The 20634-nt window shown below is 66.3% G+C and carries 19 protein-coding genes; 14 read left to right on the top strand and 5 right to left on the bottom strand.

From position 1 onward, the window contains the following. The 3 genes from nudC to DK261_RS21810 form a co-directional block, all read right to left on the bottom strand. On the bottom strand, positions 1–831 hold the full coding sequence (nudC, locus tag DK261_RS21820; RefSeq protein ID WP_009049279.1) for an NAD(+) diphosphatase: 831 nt from the start codon (positions 829–831) through the stop codon (positions 1–3). Between the two features lie 6 nt (positions 832–837). Further along, positions 838–1650: a crotonase/enoyl-CoA hydratase family protein gene (locus DK261_RS21815; RefSeq protein ID WP_009049280.1), complete on the bottom strand. Its 813-nt coding sequence runs from the start codon at positions 1648–1650 to the stop codon at positions 838–840. A 270-nt stretch (positions 1651–1920) separates the two neighbouring features. Beyond that, positions 1921–2703 carry a class I SAM-dependent methyltransferase gene (locus tag DK261_RS21810; protein ID WP_038632776.1) on the bottom strand — a complete coding sequence of 261 codons (783 nt, stop codon included), beginning with the start codon at positions 2701–2703 and terminating at the stop codon, positions 1921–1923. A 145-nt stretch (positions 2704–2848) separates the two neighbouring features. Between DK261_RS21810 and DK261_RS21805 the strand changes: the two genes are divergently transcribed. Further along, positions 2849–3085, top strand: coding sequence for a hypothetical protein (locus tag DK261_RS21805; protein WP_038632778.1), 237 nt, complete (start codon positions 2849–2851; stop codon positions 3083–3085). A 103-nt stretch (positions 3086–3188) separates the two neighbouring features. Then, on the top strand, positions 3189–3851 hold the full coding sequence (gene pncA / locus DK261_RS21800; protein ID WP_016704153.1) for a bifunctional nicotinamidase/pyrazinamidase: 663 nt from the start codon (positions 3189–3191) through the stop codon (positions 3849–3851). Between the two features lie 62 nt (positions 3852–3913). On the opposite strand, the gene DK261_RS21795 is transcribed toward pncA, so the two are convergent. Next, entirely contained in the window at positions 3914–5215 is a 1302-nt protein-coding gene (locus DK261_RS21795) for an ATP-binding protein (protein ID WP_016704152.1), read from the bottom strand. A gap of 4 nt (positions 5216–5219) precedes the next feature. Then, complete coding sequence (locus DK261_RS21790; RefSeq protein ID WP_007926528.1) at positions 5220–5921, bottom strand: response regulator transcription factor; 702 nt, start codon at positions 5919–5921, stop codon at positions 5220–5222. 216 nt (positions 5922–6137) lie between these two features. On the opposite strand from DK261_RS21790, the gene DK261_RS21785 reads away from it, so the two are divergent. The 12 genes from DK261_RS21785 to DK261_RS21730 all read left to right on the top strand — a co-directional run. After that, positions 6138–7295, top strand: a complete 1158-nt coding sequence (locus tag DK261_RS21785; protein ID WP_009049285.1) for an efflux RND transporter periplasmic adaptor subunit — start codon at positions 6138–6140, stop codon at positions 7293–7295. 12 nt (positions 7296–7307) lie between these two features. Further along, positions 7308–10436, top strand: a complete 3129-nt coding sequence (locus DK261_RS21780) for an efflux RND transporter permease subunit (protein ID WP_101282618.1) — start codon at positions 7308–7310, stop codon at positions 10434–10436. A 163-nt stretch (positions 10437–10599) separates the two neighbouring features. After that, entirely contained in the window at positions 10600–11241 is a 642-nt protein-coding gene (locus tag DK261_RS21775) for a DUF1345 domain-containing protein (RefSeq protein ID WP_101282619.1), read from the top strand. 75 nt (positions 11242–11316) lie between these two features. Further along, positions 11317–12156 (top strand): AraC family transcriptional regulator, encoded by an 840-nt coding sequence (locus DK261_RS21770; RefSeq protein WP_009049288.1) that lies wholly within the window; start codon positions 11317–11319, stop codon positions 12154–12156. Between the two features lie 52 nt (positions 12157–12208). Then, on the top strand, positions 12209–12823 hold the full coding sequence (locus tag DK261_RS21765) for a LysE family translocator (RefSeq protein WP_110176345.1): 615 nt from the start codon (positions 12209–12211) through the stop codon (positions 12821–12823). A gap of 132 nt (positions 12824–12955) precedes the next feature. Beyond that, entirely contained in the window at positions 12956–13900 is a 945-nt protein-coding gene (locus DK261_RS21760) for a choline ABC transporter substrate-binding protein (RefSeq protein ID WP_110176343.1), read from the top strand. 128 nt (positions 13901–14028) lie between these two features. Continuing rightward, positions 14029–14955 carry an alpha/beta hydrolase gene (locus DK261_RS21755; RefSeq protein WP_110176341.1) on the top strand — a complete coding sequence of 309 codons (927 nt, stop codon included), beginning with the start codon at positions 14029–14031 and terminating at the stop codon, positions 14953–14955. A 319-nt stretch (positions 14956–15274) separates the two neighbouring features. Beyond that, positions 15275–16303 (top strand): LacI family DNA-binding transcriptional regulator, encoded by a 1029-nt coding sequence (locus DK261_RS21750; RefSeq protein WP_110176972.1) that lies wholly within the window; start codon positions 15275–15277, stop codon positions 16301–16303. Positions 16304–16593: 290 nt separating this feature from the next. Then, on the top strand, positions 16594–17376 hold the full coding sequence (locus DK261_RS21745) for a sugar phosphate isomerase/epimerase (protein ID WP_029526986.1): 783 nt from the start codon (positions 16594–16596) through the stop codon (positions 17374–17376). Further along, positions 17369–18313, top strand: a complete 945-nt coding sequence (locus DK261_RS21740; protein ID WP_110176338.1) for a sugar kinase — start codon at positions 17369–17371, stop codon at positions 18311–18313. Before DK261_RS21745 ends, DK261_RS21740 begins: the two co-directional genes overlap by 8 nt. Positions 18314–18363: 50 nt before the next feature. Beyond that, the gene (locus DK261_RS21735) at positions 18364–19659 is read left to right on the top strand and encodes an MFS transporter (RefSeq protein ID WP_009049295.1); all 1296 of its coding nucleotides are present in this window, start codon (positions 18364–18366) and stop codon (positions 19657–19659) included. 19 nt (positions 19660–19678) lie between these two features. Next, a partial coding sequence (locus DK261_RS21730) for a D-glycerate dehydrogenase (protein ID WP_110176970.1) occupies positions 19679–20634 on the top strand: 956 nt, incomplete at its 3' end.

Below are 20634 nucleotides of genomic sequence, written 5' to 3'. Positions count from 1 at the left end.
TCAACCCGGCAGTACAGGCTCCGCCAACCCCAGGCGCCGGGCCACATACAGATCGATCAGGTAGCGGGCAATCGAGCGCGACGCCGGCAGCGGCGGCAACGCATGCACGTTGAACCACTGCGCATCCTCGATCTCGTCTTCCTGCGGCACGATCTCGCCACCGGCGTACTCGGCATGAAACCCCAGCATCATCGAATGCGGGAACGGCCAGCACTGGCTGCCGATGTACTGGATATTCTTGACCTCGATCTGCACCTCCTCGCGCACCTCGCGCACCAGGCAGTCCTCGGCCGACTCGCCCGGCTCGGCGAACCCGGCCAGGGTGCTGTAGACCCCGGGGACAAAGCGCGGCGAACGGGCCAGCAGCACCTCGTCGCCACGGGTGATCAGCACGATCATGCTCGGCGAGATCCGTGGGTAGCTGCGCAGGTCGCAGGGCTCGCAGTACATCGCCCGCTCGCGCATCACCTGGGTCATGGGCTGGCCGCAGTTGCCGCAGAAGCGGTGCTCGCGGGCCCAGGTGCCGATCTGCGCGGCATAGCCCAGGACTTTGTACAGGGTGTGGTCGCCGTCGAGCATGAACGCCCGCAGGCCTTTCCAGTTGCATCCCGGCACCTCGGAAACGCTCTTGAGTTCCAGCAGGTAGACCGGCTCGCCATCCAGGTGGCCGATGCCGTGCTCGGCGAGGATCGGCAGGTCCTGGCGCTTGAGCCATTCGCGGGGGAACAGCGCGCCGTTGTCGTCGAACAGAAAGCCCTGCGGGCCGCGGGCCACGGCCCAGCCGCCGGGAAGGTCGATATCCAGTACTGCGGTGGTCCAGCGTGAAGTCATGTTCAATCAATCCAGAAATTCAGGTTTCTGTTTGCTCATATGGGCGGCCATGGCCACGCGCAGGTCGGTGGATTGCAGCATGGCGGCGTTCCAGGTAGCGATGTATTCCAGGCCGTCGTCGATGCGATGGTCGCGCATGTAGCTGATCATTTCCTTGGTACCGCTGACGGCGATCGGCGACTTGCTGGCGATTTCCCAGGCGATGCCCATCACGCCGTCGAGCAGGCTTTCGCTGTCGGCGTAGGTGCGATTGACCAGGCCGATGCTGCGCGCTTCCTCGGCGCCGAAGGTGCGTCCAGTGTAAGCCAGTTCGCGCAGCATGCCGTCACCGATGATACGCGGCAAACGTTGCAAAGTGCCGACATCGGCGGCCATGCCGATATCGATTTCCTTGATCGAGAATTGCGCGTCCGCGGCGGCGTAGCGCATGTCGCAAGCGGCGATCAGGTCGATGGCGCCGCCCAGGCAGTAACCCTGGATCGCCGCCAGCACCGGCTTGCGGCAGTTGTCGACGGCATTGAAGGACGCCTGCAGCTGCAGGATCTTGCGCCGCAGCAGGCGCGCGTTGCGCCCGACGTCCTTGCCCAGTTCGTTGGCCACCCCGGCCAGCATCATCAGGTCGATGCCGGAGGAAAAGTGCTTGCCGGCGCCGCTCAACACCACCACGCGGACCGCGTCGGTGTCGTCGATCCAGCGGAAGATCTCGACGATCTCGCTCCAGAACGCGGCGTTCATCGAGTTGATCTTTTCCGGACGGTTGATCTGCACATGGGCGATGTTGTCAGCAAGTTCGACGCGAAAGGCTTGATATTCGGACATGGGCAGCATTCCTTAGCGGGCAAAAAAAATGAGGCCCGAACTATAGCAAGGGCCCATGCCGCGCAGTAAGGCAGCGCATCGGCCAAAACCGGGACTGGCAACACTGCGGCCCCTGTAGGAGCGAGCTTGCTCGCGATAGAGCGCGTAGCGCTCAATTCCTGACCCGCGCGTACTCACAGGTTAAACGGGTGATCTTCAAGGCGAGCGCTTTGCGCTCATCGCGAGCAAGCTCGCTCCTACAGGAAGGTTGCGGGCAATGGGATTGCGCGATCACGGGATTTTGTTGGCCCAGAACGCCGCGGTTTCGTAAGGCACGCTGACCACGCACTTGTCTCGCAGCTCCGGCTCCTCGGCGATCAGAGCGGCGATCTGCCGGTCGACCTGCGCCCGCTCCGCATCCGGCAAGGCGGCGATGAAACTGGTGGAGCGCACCCGGTCGAAAATCACATTCTCCGGCGCGCCGCTGTGGCTGTTGCTGAAATGCTGCTCCTGCAAGGGCGTGAACAGCGGATGGGGAAAGGCCTGGCGCCAGGCTCCGGTGTAATAGCGCGGCGTGTCGCCTTGCAGGGCGTTGACGATCCGGTCCAGGCGTTGCACCCACGGCACCCGCGCATCGCGCAGGTTCCACACCAGGCCCAGGCGGCCGCCCGGCTTGAGCACCCGGGCGATTTCGTTCAACGCCTCATGGCTGGCGAACCAGTGAAAGGCCTGGGCGCAGACCACCGCGTCCACCGACTCGTCGGCCAGCGGAATAGAAGTGGCGGCGCCGCTCAGGGCTTCGGCCCGGGGATGGCTGGCGGCGAGTTTGGTGAGCATTTGCGCCACTGGCTCCACGGCAATCACCCGCGCCCCGGTGGCTAATAGACGCCCGGTGAACTTGCCGGTGCCGGCGCCGAGATCGACCACCACCTGGCCGGCCTGCAAGCCCAGGCGGGCGCGCAGCCACTGGTCCAGCGCCGGCGGGTAATCCGGGCGGCCACGCACATAGGTGTCGGCCGCGCCCTTGTAGCCGTCGGCGGCAGCGTGATGGATCGAAGGTTGCGGGTCTTTCATCGGTCGCCTCCAGGTCATTGGCCAATGCTGCCCAGCATAGCCCCGCCCAGGCGACTGACGGCATGAAAAATCTGTCAGTTTGGGCGGCGCGGCCAGGACGATGGACCTTTAATGGGGGGACCGCTATCCGAATGGAGACTGCGCGATGAACCTCCCTCCCCTCGCCTTCGGCGCCCCGCTGCTGCTCGCCGGCAGCCTGCTGGCGAGCGTGCTGGCGGCCGCCCCCAATTGCCCGGACGGCCAGGTCTGGGACAGCAGGAACCAGCGCTGCGTCAGCCAGCGCACCACCCGATTGCCGGACGCCGAGCGCGGCGACTACGCCAATGGCCTGGCCCAGCAGGGCCGCGACGAAGCGGCCATTGTGGCTGGCAACCAGGCCTGACGTCAGGCAGCGCCCATGCCCTGACCGGCGGAGCGGTGCCATGGACCGGGCGCGCTATGCTCTCGGAGAATGGACTGATCGTTCAACCCCAGGGAGCTTGCACATGCCTACGACCAAAACCTCCAGCAGCCGTCGCTCACGCAAGGCGCTGCTGGTCATCGACGTACAGAACGACTTCATCCCCGGCGGCGCGCTGGCGGTGCCGGGGGGCGACCAGATCGTGCCCTTGATCAATCGCCTGGGCGGCCACTTCAAGCAGGTGGTGATCGCCCAGGACTGGCACCCGGCCGGGCATATCTCGTTCGCCTCCAGCCACGAAGGCCACGCGCCGAATGACATCATCCAGCTGCCCTATGGCCCGCAGGTGCTCTGGCCGGACCATTGCGTGCAGGCCAGCCGTGGCGCCGAACTGCACCCGAAACTCAACCTGCCCCATGCCCAGCTGATCCTGCGCAAGGGTTGCAATCCGGATATCGACAGTTACTCGGCCTTCGTCGAGGCGGACCGCAGCACCACGACCGGCCTGGCCGGCTACCTGAGCCAGCGCGGCATCGACACGGTGTATCTGGTGGGGCTGGCCCTGGACTACTGCGTGGCCTGGTCGGCGCTGGATGCGCGGGCGGCGGGCTTCAATACCTTCGTGATCGTCGATGCCTGCCGGGCCATCGACATGGACGGCTCGCTGGACAAGGCCACCCGGCAGATGCGCGCGGCAGGCGTGAACCTGATCAAGGCCAGCGAGCTACAGCCGACCGCGCTGTGCTGATGCAGCCTCTTCCATAACGCCGACTGCCGGGCCTTCCCGTCGCTGGGGATGCCCGGCATGGCTCAGGCCGGCGTTGGCAGCCACAGGCGGAAACGCGCGCCGCCCAGCGGCGAGGCCTCGACGGTCAGGGTCCCGCCCTGGGCTTCCAGGGCCCGGCGGCTGATCGCCAGGCCGAGGCCGAAGCCGCCGGTGGCGCGATCGCGGCTGCGGTCCAGGCGGTAGAAAGGCTCGAACACCCGCTCGCGCTCATCGTCGGGAATGCCGATGCCATCGTCGTCGACCCAGATTTCACAGCCGCTGTCGCTGACCTGCACCCCGACCTTGATGCGCTTTTCGCAATAACGCATGGCGTTGCGCAGCAGGTTCTGGATCGCCCGGGCGGTCAGCCGCGGATCGAGGGTGAAACGCTCCAGGCTGCCGAGCAGCAACACATCGATGACGATGTCCGGGGATTCCAGCTCGTCGTCGACGCTGCCGAGGATGCTGTCGATGAACTCGTCCAGCGACACCTCGACCTGCTCCGGCAACTGCGCCGGGATCTGCAACCGGCTGTAGGACAGCAGCTCGAGCACCAGTTCGTCGAGCTCGCGAATGTGCGCCACCAGCCCTTGCAGGCGTTCGCGGCTGGTCGCCGGCAGGTCGTCGGAGAGCGCCAGGGCCAGGCCGAAGTCGAGCCGGGTCAAGGGCGTGCGCAGCTCGTGGGACACCGCGTTGAGCAGGTCGCGTTGCTGGTTGAGCAGGTTTTCGATGTCGCCGGCCATGGTGTCGAAGACATTGGCCAGGCTGCCGATGTTGGAGCTCGAGGGGATCTGCGTGCGCTCGCTCAGATGGCCCTTGCCGAAGCGCTCGGCGGCGTGTTTCAGGCGTTCCAGGTCGCGCCAGTGCGGCCGCAGCCAGAGCAACAGGCAGGCAAGCATGGTCGCGCCGATCAGCACGTTGATGCTCCAGTACAGCAGGCTGACGTCGATCGGGTCCGGCGGCACCACCATCTGCACCGCCATCTGCTCGTCCAGCGGCGCCACCGCAAGGGTACGCCAGCCCCAGTCGCCGACCCGCACCACGTTCTCGCCGCGTTGCAGGCGTTCGCGCTCGTACAGGGTGAAATCGGCATCGTCGTTGCGGGTCAGGACGATGTGCAGCGGCTGGAACTCCTGGTCCATTTCCGCGGCCAGGGCCGGCCACTGCTCTGCGGGTACGCCGCGAAACTGTTTGACGATCAGGCTTTGCAGGCCCCGGGAATAGTCCAGGTTGTAGGTGATGAAACGCTCGTGGAAGACCTTCACCACCAGCTCCGGGACCAGGTAGATCGCCGCGCTGAACGAGACGATGGTCACCAGGTACAGGCGAATCAGGATTCTCAGCATCGACTCAGCATTCCCATTCGGAACGGCTGAACAGGTAGCCCTTGCCCCACACGGTCTTGATCTTGCGCGCCTCGCCGGCGTGGTCGTCGAACTTGCGCCGCAGCTTGGAGATCGCCACGTCCACCGAGCGGTCGGTGCCGTTGAACTCGATGCCCCGCAGGCGTTGCAGGATCTGGTCGCGGCTCAGCACCTCGCCGGCATGCCGGGCCAGCACCACCAGCAGGTTGTACTCGCCGCTGGACAGTTCCACCAATTGATCGCGCCAGCTCACGGTGCGCTCCGACAGGTCGATGCACAGGTTACCCATGAGGATCCGGTCGCTGGCGGTCTGCGGCTCGCCGAGGCTGCTGCGGCGCAACAGGGTACGCACCCGCGCCAGCAGCACGCGCGGCTCGCACGGTTTTGTCACATAATCGTCGGCGCCCATTTCCAGACCCAGCACCTGATCGTGGCTATCATCACGGGCGGTCAGCATCAGGATCGGCAGCGACGCCGAGTCGGCCCGCAGCAGGCGGCAGACCTGCAGGCCGTCCAGGCCCGGCAGCATCAGGTCGAGAATCACCAGGTCCGGCGGATTGACCCGCGCCCGTTCACGCACCTGGTCGCCGCGGCTGATGACATTGACCTGATAGCCGTTGCGCTCCAGGTAACTGGCGATCAGTTCAGAGAGCGCGGGGTCGTCTTCGACCAGAAGAATGTTGGGCATGGGAATGAGCGTCTTTGAGTGAAGAAAAACACAGCGACAACGTTCCTTAGAGTGTTCCCTGGGAAGCCGCCGCCCGATCAGCGAGGCACAAAGGATATACAACCTCGCGCGCGCCCGAGCATTCGCTTCACACTTTTTCACACAGCACCTACACAGCTTCACAGCGGTTCTTGCGGCATGCCCTTAGCATGCCGCAGTCATCATTGGGGTATCAGCATGTCGAAAAACCTGTTTGCGCCGTTCTGCCTGTTGTTGCTGGCAGCCGCGCTGAGCGCTTGTGACAAGGCCTCCACCGCCGAGGAACAGGCGCCGTTGGCCAAGGTCCGGATCGAAACCATCGAGACTCGCCCGCTGTCGATCAGCAGCGAACTGAGCGGGCGCATCGCCGCGCCGCGCATCGCCGAGGTCCGTGCGCGGGTGGCCGGCGTGGTGCTGCAACGGACCTTCCGCGAAGGCACCGACGTCAAGCAGGGCGACGTACTGTTTCGCATCGACCCGGCACCGTTCAAGGCCGACCTCGACAGCGCCCTGGCCAGCCTGCGCAAGGCCGAGGCCAACGCCTTCCAGGCGCGGCTGCAGGAACAGCGCTACGCCCAGTTGATCGAAGACAAGGCCATCAGCGCCCAGGAATACGACAACGCCCGGGCCAACGCGCGCCAGACCGCCGCCGAGGTAGCCGCCAACCAGGCCGCCGTGCAGCGTGCCCGGCTGAACCTGGGCTACGCCACCGTCACCGCGCCGATTTCCGGGCGCGTCGGCCGCGCCCTGGTCACCGAGGGCGCGCTGGTGGGCCAGAACGAAACCACGCCGCTGGCGCTGATCCAGCAACTGGACCCGATCCACGCCGACCTCACCCAGTCGACCCGCGAGCTCAACGACCTGCGCCGGGCCTTCCGCGCCGGCCAGTTGCAGCAGGTCGGCCAGGACCAGGCCAAGGCCACGCTGATCCAGGACGACGGCAGCCTCTACCCGCTGCCGGGCAAGCTGCTGTTCGCCGACATCAGCGTCGACCCGAGCACCGGCCAGATCATCCTGCGCAGCGAGTTTCCCAACCCGGACCTCGACCTGCTGCCCGGCAGCTTCATTCGCGTGCGCCTGGAGCAGGCGGTGAACCGCCAGGGCATCAGCGTGCCGCAGCGCGCCATCCAGCGCGACAGCGCCGGCATCGCCCAGGTGCTGCTGGTGGATGCCGAGCAGCGGGTGGTGCAGCGCCCGGTGCAACTGGGCGCCGCGCAAAAGGACCGCTGGATCGTCAGCGACGGCCTCCAGGCCGGCGACCGTATCGTCGTCGAGGGCCTGCAGCACGCCCGTCCGGGCGAAAAGGTGCAGATCGACGACAGCCCTCTTCCCCTTGCCCAGACCACTGGACAGTAGGTAGGAACCCTCATGCCGCAATTCTTTATCGACCGTCCGGTGTTCGCCTGGGTGGTCGCCCTGTTTATCCTGCTGGCCGGCGCCCTCTCCATCCCGCAGTTGCCGGTGGCGCAGTACCCCGACGTCGCCCCGCCGAGCATCGAGATCTACGCCGTGTACCCGGGCGCCTCGGCGCAGACCGTGGACGAAAGCGTGGTCAGCCTGATCGAGGAAGAGCTCAACGGCGCCGATCACCTGCTGTACTTCTCGTCCCAGAGCAGCCTGGGCAGCGCCACCATCACCGCCACCTTCCAGCCGGGCACCAACCCGGAAATGGCCCAGGTCGACGTGCAGAACCGCCTCAAGGTGGTGGAGCCGCGCCTGCCGCAAGCGGTGACCCAGCAAGGCTTGCAGGTGGAAAAGGTCTCGGCCGGCTTCCTGCTGCTGATCACCCTCACCTCCAACGATGGCAAGCTCGACGACACCGCGCTCAGCGACTACCTGGCGCGTAACGTGATGAACGAGATCCGCCGCCTGGACGGGGTCGGCAAGGCCCAGCTGTACGGCGCCGAGCGCGCCATGCGGGTGTGGATCGACCCGCAGAAGCTGATCGGCTTCAACCTGACCCCGGCCGACGTCAACGCGGCGATCGTCGCGCAGAACGCCCAGGTCTCGGCCGGCAGCATCGGCGACCTGCCGGGCAGCTCGAGCCAGGAAATCACCGCCACGGTGCTGGTCAAGGGCCAGCTGTCGACCCCGGAAGAGTTCGCCGACATCGTCTTGCGGGCCAATCCGGACGGCTCCACCGTGCGCGTCGGCGATGTCGCCCGGGTGGAAGTCGGCAGCCAGGAATACCAGTTCTCCACCCGCCTCAACGGCAAGCCTTCCACTGCGGTCGGCGTGCAGCTGTCGCCGGGGGCCAATGCCCTGAACACCGCGACCCTGATCCGGGCGAAGATGGACGAGCTGTCGCGCTACTTCCCGGCCGGCGTGGAATACAAGATCCCCTACGACACCTCACCCTTCGTCAAGGTCTCGATCACCAAGGTGATCTACACCCTGGGCGAAGCCATGCTGCTGGTGTTCGCGGTGATGTTCCTGTTCCTGCAGAACATCCGCTACACCCTGATCCCGACCCTGGTGGTGCCGGTGGCGCTGATGGGCACCTTCGCCACCATGCTGGCGCTGGGTTTCTCGATCAACGTACTGACCATGTTCGGCATGGTCCTGGCCATCGGCATCCTGGTGGACGACGCCATTGTGGTGGTGGAGAACGTCGAGCGGATCATGGTCAGCGAGGGCCTGTCGCCCCGGGAGGCGACGCGCAAGGCGATGCAGCAGATCACCGGCGCCATCATCGGCATCACCCTGGTGCTGGTGGCGGTGTTCCTGCCGATGGCCTTCATGCCGGGTTCGGTGGGCGTCATCTACCAGCAATTCTCGCTGTCGATGGCCACCTCGATCCTGTTCTCGGCCTTCCTCGCCCTGACCCTGACCCCGGCCCTGTGCGCCACCCTGCTCAAGCCGATCGCCAAGGGCGAGCACCATGAAAAAGGCGGCTTCTTCGGCTGGTTCAACCGGCGCTTCGAACACCTCAGCGACGGCTACCAGCGCTGGGTCGCCTATGCGCTGAAACGCTGCGGCCGCTACCTGCTGGTGTATGGGGTGCTGCTGGTAGGCCTGGGGCTGCTGTTCAGCCGCCTGCCCTCTTCGTTCCTGCCGGTGGAAGACCAGGGCTACACCATCACCGACATCCAATTGCCACCGGGCGCGAGCAAGAACCGCACGATCCAGGTGGTGGAGCAGATCGAGGCGCACAACGCCAGCGAACCGGGGGTCGGCGACAGTACGGTGATTCTCGGCTTCAGCTTCTCCGGCAGCGGGCAGAACGCCGCATTGACCTTCACCACCCTCAAGGACTGGTCACAGCGCGGCAGCGACGATTCGGCGCAATCCATCGCCGACCGGGCCAACGCCGCCTTCAGTGAAATCAAGGACGCGGTTTCCTACGCCGTGCTGCCACCGCCGGTGGACGGCCTGGGCACCTCCAGCGGCTTCGAGTTCCGCCTGCAGGACCGCGGCGGCATCGGCCATGCCGCGTTGATGCAGGCCCGCACCGAATTGCTGGCCGCCGCGGAAAAGAGCCCGATCCTGGTCAACGTGCGCGAAAGCGCCCTGGCCGAGGCGCCGCAGGTGCACCTGGAAGTCGACCGCAAGCAGGCCAATGCCCTGGGCGTGTCCTTTGCCGACATCGGCAATGTGCTGTCCACCGCGGTCGGTTCCAGCTACATCAACGACTTCCCCAACCAGGGGCGGATGCAGCGGGTGGTGGTCCAGGCCGAGGGCGATCGACGCAGCCAGGTGGAAGACCTGCTGAAGATCCATGTGCGCAACAACCTCGGCAAGATGGTGCCGCTGTCGGCCTTTGCCCAGGCGCGCTGGACCCAGGGCCCGACCCAGCTGACCCGCTACAACGGCTACCCGGCCATCAGCATTTCCGGCGAGCCGAGCGCGGGCCACAGCACCGGCGAGGCCATGGCGGAAATCGAGCGCCTGGTCAGCCAGCTGCCGGCCGGCCTGGGCCAGGAATGGACCGGCCTGTCGCTGCAGGAACGCTTGTCCGGCAGCCAGGCGCCGCTGCTCCTGGGGCTGTCGCTGCTGATCGTATTCCTGTGCCTGGCGGCGCTGTACGAGAGCTGGTCGATTCCGACCTCGGTGCTGCTGGTGGTGCCCCTGGGCGTGCTTGGCGCAGTCCTGGCGGTGACCCTGCGTGGCATGCCCAACGACGTGTTCTTCAAGGTCGGGCTGATCACCATCATCGGCCTGTCGGCGAAAAACGCGATCCTGATCATCGAATTCGCCAAGAGCCTGTACGACGAAGGCCACGACCTGGTGGACGCCACGGTGCAGGCCGCGCGCCTGCGCCTGCGGCCGATCGTCATGACCTCGCTGGCGTTCATCCTCGGCGTGGTGCCCCTGGCCATCGCCAGCGGCGCCAGCTCGGCCAGCCAGCAGGCCATCGGTACCGGGGTGATCGGCGGCATGATCACCGCGACCCTGGCGGTGGTGTTCGTGCCGGTGTTCTTCGTGGTGGTGATGAAGCTGGTCAGGCGCCGCAGTGACAAACAAGCGGGCGTCGCGGCGCCAGGAGCAGCCGAATAGTCATGCGGCGGGTCTTCAACGCACCGCGTTATTGTTGAGGACTTATCGCGAGCAAGCTTCGCTCCTACAGAAGAAGACCTATGTGACCGCAGGGTGCCGCCGGCCCTGCGGCTACAGGGCCGGCATGCTAAGGTTTGCGGCAAATCCGCCACAGCGAGCCGTCATGTCCCTTCTTGTACGTACCCACCCTCGCCTGACTATCGGCGCCTTTATCGGCCTGGCCGCGGGCATCCTGGTGCCGGCCGACACCTTGATCAGCAAGATTCTCATCGGCTGGAACGCCGGGGTCTGGAGCTACCTGGCGCTGATGTGCTGGCTCACCGCACGGTCCAGGGCCGACGACGTGAAACGCATCGCCGAGGTCGAGGACGAAAATGCCGGATTGGTGCTGTTCATGGTGTGCATCGCGGCCATCGCCAGCCTCGCCGCCATCACCTTCTCCCTGGCCGGCAGCAAGGACCTGGAAACCGGCCGACGCCTGCTGCACTACGCCTTTACCGGCCTGACGGTGCTGGGTTCCTGGTTGCTGATCGGGGTGATCTTCAGCGTGCACTACGCCCGCCTCTACTACACCTGGGGCGGCAAGGGCCCGGCCCTGCGTTTCGCCGAAGGCCTGACCACCCCCAACTACTGGGACTTCCTGTACTTCTCCTTCACCATCGGCGTGGCGGTGCAGACCTCCGACGTCGGCGTCGCCACCCGCGAGTTGCGCAAGATCGTCCTGGCCCAGTCGCTGATCGGTTTTCTGTTCAACACCGCGATCCTCGGGTTTTCCATCAACATCGCCGCCGGGCTGTTCGGCTGATGCCGCACAAATGTTCTAGATCTGCCCCGGCCGGCGGGCGCTAACTGGCGTTCCCGCCCTCGTCACGGATATTCCATGAACGCGCACAACTGGATCGATCTGGCCCAGGACGCCGACACCGGCATCGAGACCCTGCGCGCCCATTTCACCGGCCATGCCTACGACCCCCACTGGCATGACAGCTACCTGGTGGGTGTGACCGAGGAAGGCGTGCAGCAATTCCACTGTCGGCGCGAGCGTTTTCACAGCACCCCGGGCAAGGTGTTTTTGCTCGAACCCGGGGAAATCCACGACGGCGACGCGCCCACCGAAGGCGGCTTCACCTACCGCATGCTGTACCTCGACCCGCAGTGGCTGGAGCGTGAGCTGAGCGCGTTGTTCGAAGAGGCGCCGGCCGACAGCCAGCTGAGTTTCGCCAGCACCCTGGCCAGCGACCAGCGCCTGGCCCAGGCCACCAGCACGGCCTTCCACAGCCTGCACCACGGCGAGCTGCGCATCGTCCGCCAGAGTGCCATGGACCAACTGCTCGACCAGCTCACCGGGCACCTGCACTGGCGCAAGCGCTACCACCAGGACCCGCGCCTGCCGCTGGTGGCGCACAAGGCCCGCGACTACCTGCATGCCCATGCCCAGCAGGACATCAGCCTGGACGAATTGGGCGCGGTCTGTGGCGTCGACCGCTTCCGCCTGACCCGCGCCTTCAAGGCCGCCTATGGCCTGCCGCCCCACGCCTACCTGGTGCAATTGCGCCTGGCCAAGGCCCGGCGCCTGCTGGCCCGAGGCGCACAACCGGCCGAGGTGGCCATGGCCCTGGGGTTCGCCGACCAGAGCCATATGGGTCGCTGGTTCGTCCGCGCCTACGGCCTGACCCCGGCGGCCTACCGCAAGCGCTGCTCAAACCTTCCAGACGCCTGAACCCGCGCCGGCGAAGATCGCCTTCATCGATCTTCACTGGAGCCTGCCTGCGATGTTGTCTTCCCTATCCACCCTGCTGCCCTTCCTGCTGTTCACCTTCGTCGCCTCGATCACCCCGGGGCCGACCAATATCCTGGTGCTGAGCAACAGCGCCCGCTACGGCTTCAAGGCCGCGCTGCCGATCGTGCTCGGCGCCTGCGTGGCCGCCGCCGGCATCGTCATGCTGGTGGGCAGCGGCCTCGGCCGCACGCTGATGGAAGTGCCCGGGCTGCCGAGTGCCATGCGCTGGGCCGGGGTGATCTGGCTGAGCTACCTGGCCTGGCAGATCTTCCGCGCCCCGGCCCCGTCCCTCGACCCACAGGCCGATACCCCACACCGACGCCTGGGCCTGCTCGGCGCCGCCAGCCTGCAACTGGTCAACCCGAAAACCTGGATGATGGCCCTGGTCGTGGCCAGCGTGTTCGCCGGCAACGGCAGCGAACACCAGGGCCGGGTGCTGTACCTGTCGCTGGTGTTTTTCCTGGTGTCCCTGCCCTGCCTCGGCACCTGGGCGCTGCTCGGCGCCGGCTCCGCCCAGCTGCTGCGCTCGCCGCGGGCCATGCAGCGTTTCAACCAGGGCATGGCGCTATTGCTGCTGGCCTCGGCCTGGGCCAGCCTGTGGGCCTGAACTGAGTCGCCCCAGTGCAAGAGCCGGTCGCCTCAGGGCGCTTTCATAACGGTCTGCGTTACCTAAAGTGGTGGGCACGGCGCAACAAGACGCCGCCTTTGACAATAACGACCTGCCGGACGAGACCCTGTGATGAAAACCCTGTTCAAGCCTTGTCTCCCGCTTCTCTGCGGCGCCCTGCTGCTCGGCGCCAATGCCTGGGCCAGCGAGCCCGCTTCCTGCAAGACCGTGCGCATGGGCGTGGTCAACTGGACCGACGTCATCGCCACCAGCGGCATGGCCGACGTGCTGCTGACCGGCCTGGGCTACGACAGCAAACAGACCAGCGCGGTGCAGCAGATCATCTTCGCCGGCATCCGCGACAAGCGCCTGGACACCTTCCTCGGCTACTGGAAACCGGCGATGGACAAGAACATCGCGCCGTTCCTCGAGGCCGGGCAAGTCAAGGTCCTGGATAAGCCGAGCCTGGCCGACGCCCAGGCCACCCTCGCCGTGCCGGACTATGTCGCCGCCGCGGGCCTGAAGACCTTTGCCGACATCGCCCGCTTCAAGGAGCAACTGGGCGGCAAGATCTATGGCATCGAGCCCGGCAGCGGCGCCAACACCACCCTCAAGACGATGATCGACAGCGACCGCTTCGGCCTCAAGGGCTTCAAGCTGGTGGAGTCCGGAGAGGCCGGTATGCTCGCGGCAGTGCAACGGGCGATCAACCGCAAGGAGTTCGTGGTCTTCGTCGGCTGGACCCCGCACCCGATGAACATCAATATGCGGATCGAATACCTGACCGGCAGCGAAGACGTCTACGGCCCCAACGAAGGCGCGGCCAGCGTGTCCACCGTCACCGCGCCGGACTTCGCCGAGCGCTGCCCCAACGTCCAGCGCCTGCTGGAAAACCTGACCTTCAGCGCGGCCCAGGAAAGCCAATTGATGGTGCCGATCATGGAACGCAAGACGCCCCAGGACGTGGCGCGGCAATGGCTGCGCGAACACCCCGAGGACCTGCAACGCTGGCTGGCCGGGGTCAGCAGCTTCGACGGCAAGGATGGCGTGGCGGCTGTGCAGGCCAGCTTGAAATAGTGACGTCCTGCCGGCCTTATCGCGAGCAAGCTCGCTCCTACAGATATTTGCGCCATTCCCTGTAGGAGCAGCCGGTCGGTGCTCGACTTCGTGATGCCCCTCTTCCAGACAACGGACCTCCCCTGCCCATGCGCCACTACCCGCTCTCCCCCCAACTCGCCGCCTTCGTCGCCAGGACGCAGAGTTTCACCAGCCCCGACAGCAGCTTCAAGGGCTGGCGCGACAGCTACAGCCGCATGTGCCAGGCGTTCACTCCGCCCCGCCCCGACAACCTGCGGATCAGCGAATTGCAATTGGCCGGGGTGCCGGCGCGCGCCTATTGCCCCACCAGCCCGACACCCGCGGATGGCTGGCCCTGCCTGCTGTACCTGCACGGCGGCGGCTGGGTGGTGGGCGACCTGGATTCCCACGATTTCATCACCGCCTACCTGGCGGCGCAGCTGCAGGTGCTGGTGATTGCCGTGGATTACCGCCTGGCGCCCGAGCATCCGTTTCCCGCCGCCTTCGACGATTGCCTGGCGGCCTGGCGCGCCTTGCAGGCCGGCGCCAGCCCCTTTGCCCTGGAAGCCCGGCGACAGCTGGTGATCGGCGACAGCGCCGGCGGCAACCTCGCCGCGGCCTTGTGCCTGGCCCTGCGCGATGCCGGCGAACCCTTGCCCGCCGCCCAGGTGCTGCTGTACCCCGGCCTCGGTGGCGCCGCCGACCTGCCCTCGCGCAGCCAGTGCGCCGACGCGCCCCTGCTCGGCAGCAACGACCTGGACGCCTACCAGGCCCTGTATTTGCCCGGCCCGAGCCAGCGTTCGCCCTATGCCCGGCCCTTGCTGGCCACGGATTTCAGTGGCCTGCCCGCCGCCTTTATCGCCCTGGCGCAGTTCGACCCGCTGCGCGACGACGGCGCGCTGTATCACCAACGGTTGCTGGCCGCCGGCGGCCACAGCCAGCTGTACCCGGGCCTCGGCCTGGTGCATGGCTGCCTGCGGGCCCGGGGCCTGGCGCCGGAGGTGGATGCGCTGTATGGCGTCCTGCTCGACTACCTGCGGGGCTGCCTCGAATAGCTTTTTTTCAACGACACCGCGTAGTCCTTATCGCGAGCAAGTCGGATCGCCGCCCGCTCGCTCCTACAGACTTGTGAGTTCTCTGTAGGAGCGAGGCTTGCCCGCGATCACCTGCAACGCAGGTGCCAGACGCCTCCCTCTGCCAAAGAAGACCACCCGCGCTCGGCCGCATGACATTTTTTTCATCCCGCTGGCGCTGATCGCGCTTGACGGCGAAAGCGCTTTGCTGTTTCCTGAAACCGGTTTCAGCGATGCGGCAGAACGTCGCACCTGGAACGGATACGCCCATAACAAGAACGCCAAAGACAGGTCGCCGCCCGTGAACAGTTTTTCCGCCGCCCAGCGCAGCCGCGTCACCATGCTCGATGTCGCCGAACGCGCCGGGGTCTCCAAGGCCAGCGTGTCGCGCTTTATCGGCGAAGACCGCGCCCTGCTCTCCGATGCCATCGCCCTGCGCATCGAACAGGCGATAGCCGAACTGGGCTACCGCCCGAACCAGATGGCCCGCGGCCTGAAACGCGGGCGCACGCGCCTGATCGGCATGCTGGTGGCCGATATCCGCAACCCCTATTCGATTGCCGTGATGCATGGCGTGGAAACCGCCTGCCGCCAGCACGGCTACAGCCTGGTGGTGTGCAACACCGACCGCGACGACGAGCAGGAGCGCCAACACCTGGCCAACCTGCGCTCGTACAACATCGAAGGGCTGATCGTGAATACCCTCGGCCATCATCTGGACGAACTGCGCGAACTGCATCGGGAAATGCCCATGGTCCTGGTGGACCGCAAGGTCGAGCAGCTGCACAGCGACCTGGTCGGCCTGGACAACCCGCAAGCCGTGCGCAGCGCCATCGAACACCTGCAAGAGCGCGGCTATCGCGACCTGCTGCTGGTCAGCGAACCCCATGACGGCACCAGTTCGCGGATCGAGCGCAGCAACAGCTTCAAGGCGCAGATCCAGCAGCATCCAGCGTTGCAAGGCGCGGCGGTGGAAACCGGTGCCGCGCTGAACCAGCAACTGCAAGCGTTCCTCGCCGCCCCCGGCCCCGGGCCGAAAGCCCTGTTCTGCGCCAACGGCGTCGCCGCCCTGGCCGCGACCCGGGCCTTGCGCGAGCTGGGCTGCGCGCTGTTCGACGAGATCGGCCTGATCGCCCTCGACGACCTCGACTGGTATCCGCTGGTGGGCACCGGCATCACCGCCCTCGCCCAGCCCACCGAACGCATCGGCGCCAGCGCCTTCGAGTGCCTGCTCAAGCGCTTGCGCGGCGATGTCGAGCCGCTGCGGGTGCTGGACTTCCCGGCCGAGCTGATCGTCCGCGGCTCCACCCGACAGCGAGGAACCCTATAACACTCGGGGCAAGGTTGTTGCCCTTCGGCAGCGCAGGGATCGCGGTGCCGGTGTAGCCGCTGCCGAGCCTGCGAGGCTGCGATCGGCAACGCAGTTGCCGCAAAACCTGACACCTCGCAGGAACAGGGGAAACACGGTGCCTGCCTGGCGAGTCCTTCGGCCTCGATCGCAGCCTCGCTGCGCTCGGCAGCGGCTACAAGGGATCGCGCAGGCATGAAGATAGGGAAATGAGCTTCTTTTGTGGGGCTTTTTTTTGAGAACAAATGAAACCGGTTTCAGAGGCTATGACCATGAATAAATCGCCTGTCTCCATCAGCCTTTCCAGCTACGGCGCCGACCGCGTCCGTGAGCAGGGCCAGGGCAGTTTCATCGAGGTGCTGGCCGCCGCCGGCGCGTCGCGCATCGAATGGCGCGAAGAGCTGCTGACCGTCGAAGACCCGTCCCAACTGGCCCAGGCCACCCGCGAGCAGCAACTGGAAAGCGTGTTTTCTTCGCCGCTGGAACTCTGGGTGGCCGGGCGTTCCCGGGCCAACCCGCTGCTGGAACAGGCGCTGCAACGGGCCGAGGCCTTCGGTGCGAAAAGCCTCAAGGTATCCCTGGGGTATTTCACCGAGCACAACGACCTGCCCCAGCTGGCCCTGCTGCTGGCGCAGTCCCCGGTGCAACTGCTGGTGGAAAACGACCAGACCCTGCACGGCGGGCGCATCGAACCCTTCCAGCGCTTCTTCGCCGAGGTCGAGCGCCACCGCCTGCCGGTGCAGATGACCTTCGACATCGGCAACTGGCAGTGGCAGGACCAGTCCGCCTCCGCCGCCGCGCGCCTGCTGGGCCGCTATGTCGGCTACGTGCACTGCAAGGCCGTGGCCCGGCGTGCCGACGGCAAGCTGGTGGCGATACCGCCGGGCATGGCCGACCTGCATCTGTGGGAACAATTGCTGCGGCACATGACTCAAGGGGTGACCCGGGCCGTGGAATACCCGCTGCAAGGCGAAGACCTGGTGCAGCTGACCCGCGAACACGTCGCCACCCTCGCCCGCCTTGGCCAGTCCCGCCTGGAGCATGCCCATGTCTGAGCTCGATATCCTGTCGTTCGGTGAAACCATGGCGATGTTCGTCGCCGAACAGAGCGGCGACCTGGCCCGGGTCGGCCACTTCCACAAACGCATCGCCGGCGCCGACAGCAACGTCGCCATCGGCCTGTCGCGCCTGGGTTTCAAGGTTGGCTGGCTGAGCCGGGTCGGCGCCGACTCCCTGGGGCGTTTCGTCATCGACAGCCTGCAGGCCGAAGGCGTGGACTGCCGTTTCGTCGCCACCGACCGGCAACACCCCACCGGTTTCCAGCTCAAGTCCCTGGAAGAGCACGGCGACGATCCGCGGGTGGAATACTTCCGCCGCGGTTCGGCGGCCAGCCACCTGAGCATCGCCGACATCGCCCCCGAACTGCTGCGCGCCCGTCACCTGCACGCCACCGGCATTCCCCCGGCACTGTCGGCCTCGGCCCGCGACCTGTCCCACAGCCTGATGAGCAGAATGCGCTCGGCCGGCCGCAGTGTGTCCTTCGACCCGAACCTGCGGCCCAGCCTGTGGGGCAGCGAAAAACTGATGATCCACGAAATCAACCGCCTGGCCGTGCTCGCCCATTGGGTGCTGCCGGGCCTGAGCGAAGGCCGCCTGCTGACCGGCTATGAAGACCCGGCCGACATCGCCGCGTTTTACCTGGACCAGGGCGTCGAGGCGGTGGCGATCAAGCTCGGTGCCCATGGCGCCTATTACCGCACCCCGTTGCACGAAGGTTTCGTCGAGGCCGTGCCGGTGACCCAGGTGGTCGACACCGTGGGCGCCGGCGACGGTTTCGCCGTCGGCCTGATCAGCGCCCTGCTGGAGAACCACAGCGTCGCCGAGGCCGTGCAGCGCGCCAACTGGATCGGCAGCCGCGCGGTGCAGAGCCGGGGCGACATGGAAGGCCTGCCGACTCGCGATCGGCCCTTGAACACCCCATACAACCACTGAACCAACGCGTTACCTGTTGCGACAAAAACAACAAGCTCAGGAGCACCCTTATGCAAACGCTGAAACTCGCCACCCGCCGCTGGTGGTACATCATGCCCATCGTGTTCATCACCTACAGCCTGGCGTACCTGGACCGCGCCAACTACGGGTTCGCCGCCGCCTCCGGGATGGCCGCCGACCTGATGATCACCCCGGGGCTGTCGTCCCTGCTGGGCGCCTTGTTCTTCCTCGGTTACTTTTTCTTCCAGGTACCGGGGGCGATCTACGCGCAGAAACACAGCGTGAAGAAGCTGATCTTCGTCAGCCTGATCCTCTGGGGCGGCCTGGCCACCCTCACCGGCGTGGTGTCCAACGCCTACATGCTGATCGCCATCCGCTTCATGCTCGGGGTGGTCGAGGCCGCGGTAATGCCGGCGATGCTGGTCTACCTGTGCCACTGGTTCACCCGGGCCGAACGCTCGCGGGCCAACACCTTCCTGATCCTCGGCAACCCGGTGACCATGCTCTGGATGTCGGTGGTCTCGGGCTACCTGGTGGAGCATTTCAGCTGGCGCTGGATGTTCATCATCGAAGGCCTGCCGGCGGTGCTCTGGGCCTTTATCTGGTGGCGCCTGGCCGATGACCGCCCGAGCGCGGCGAAATGGCTCAGCGACCAGGAAAAACACGACCTGGAAAGCGCCCTGGCCGCCGAACAGGTGGGCATCAAGGCGGTGAAGAACTACGCCGAGGCCTTCCGCTCGCCCAAGGTGATCATCCTCGCCCTGCAGTTCTTCTGCTGGAGCATCGGCGTCTACGGCTTCGTGCTGTGGCTGCCGTCGATCCTCAAGCACGGCGCGCAGATGGACATGGTCGAGGCCGGCTGGCTGTCGGCGCTGCCTTACCTGGCCGCGGTGATCGCCATGCTCGGGGTGTCCTGGGGCTCGGACCGGATCCAGAAGCGCAAGCGTTTCGTCTGGCCGCCGCTGCTGATCGCCTCCTTCGCCTTCTACGGCTCCTACCTGCTGGGCGCCGAGCACTTCTGGTGGTCCTACACCCTGCTGGTGATCGCCGGTGCCTGCATGTACGCGCCTTACGGGCCGTTCTTCGCCATCGTCCCGGAGATCCTCCCGGCCAATGTCGCCGGCGGCGCCATGGCGCTGATCAACAGCATGGGCGCCCTGGGCTCGTTCGGCGGCTCCTACCTGGTGGGTTACCTGAACAGCGCCACGGGCTCGCCGGGTGCCTCCTACCTGCTGATGAGCGGCGCGCTGCTGCTGTCGGTGCTGCTGACCATCTTCCTCAACCCGGGCGCCAGCGACCGTAAGCGCACCGCGCTGCCGGTACGTCGCCGCCTGGCGCATTCCTGAATCGAACAAGGTGAACCCCATGAAAAAACAGGTCGTGCTGTACAAGAAACTCTCGCCGCCGCTGATGGCCCGCCTGCATGAGCAGGCCCAGGTGACCCTGATCGAAGACCTCGGCGCCCAGGGCCTGGCCAAGCTGCGCAGCGCCCTGCCCTCGGCCCAGGGCCTGCTCGGCGCCAGCCTGCGCCTGGATGCCGAACTGCTGGACCTGGCGCCGTACCTGGAAGCCGTGGCCAGCGTGTCGGTGGGTGTCGACAACTACGACATCGACTACCTGACCCAACGCCACATCCTGCTCAGCAACACCCCGGACGTGCTCACCGAAACCACCGCCGACACCGGTTTCGCCCTGATCCTGGCCAGCGCCCGGCGCGTGGTGGAGCTGGCCAACCTGGTGCGCGCCGGCCAGTGGAACCGCAATATCGGCCCGCTGCATTTCGGCAGCGACGTGCACGGCAAGACCCTGGGCATCATCGGCATGGGGCGGATCGGCGAAGCCCTGGCCCAGCGCGGCCATTTCGGCTTCGGCATGCCGGTGATCTACCACAGCAACAGCCCGAAGCCGGCGGTGGAGCAGCGTTTCGGCGCCCGCTACTGCAGCCTGCCGGAGCTGCTGCAACAGGCCGACTTCATCTGCCTGACCCTGCCGCTGACGGACCAGACCCAGGGCCTGATCGGCCGCGAAGAGTTCGCCCTGATGCGCCCGGACAGCATCTTCATCAATATTTCCCGGGGCAAGGTGGTGGACGAACAGGCGCTGATCGAGGCCTTGCAACAACGGCGGATTCGCGCGGCCGGGCTGGATGTGTTCGAGCGTGAACCCCTGGGCCACGACTCGCCGCTGTTGCAGCTGAACAATGTGGTGGCCACCCCGCATATCGGCTCGGCGACCTTCGAGACCCGCGAGGCCATGGCCCGCTGCGCCGTCGACAACCTGCTGGCGGCCCTGGCCGGACAGCGCCCGGCCAACCTGGTCAA

Origin of the sequence: Pseudomonas sp. RW409 (assembly GCF_003184125.1) — a bacterium.
Taxonomy (GTDB): Bacteria; Pseudomonadota; Gammaproteobacteria; order Pseudomonadales; family Pseudomonadaceae; genus Aquipseudomonas; species Aquipseudomonas chlororaphis_I.
This window is presented reverse-complemented; position numbering and strand designations above follow the sequence as displayed.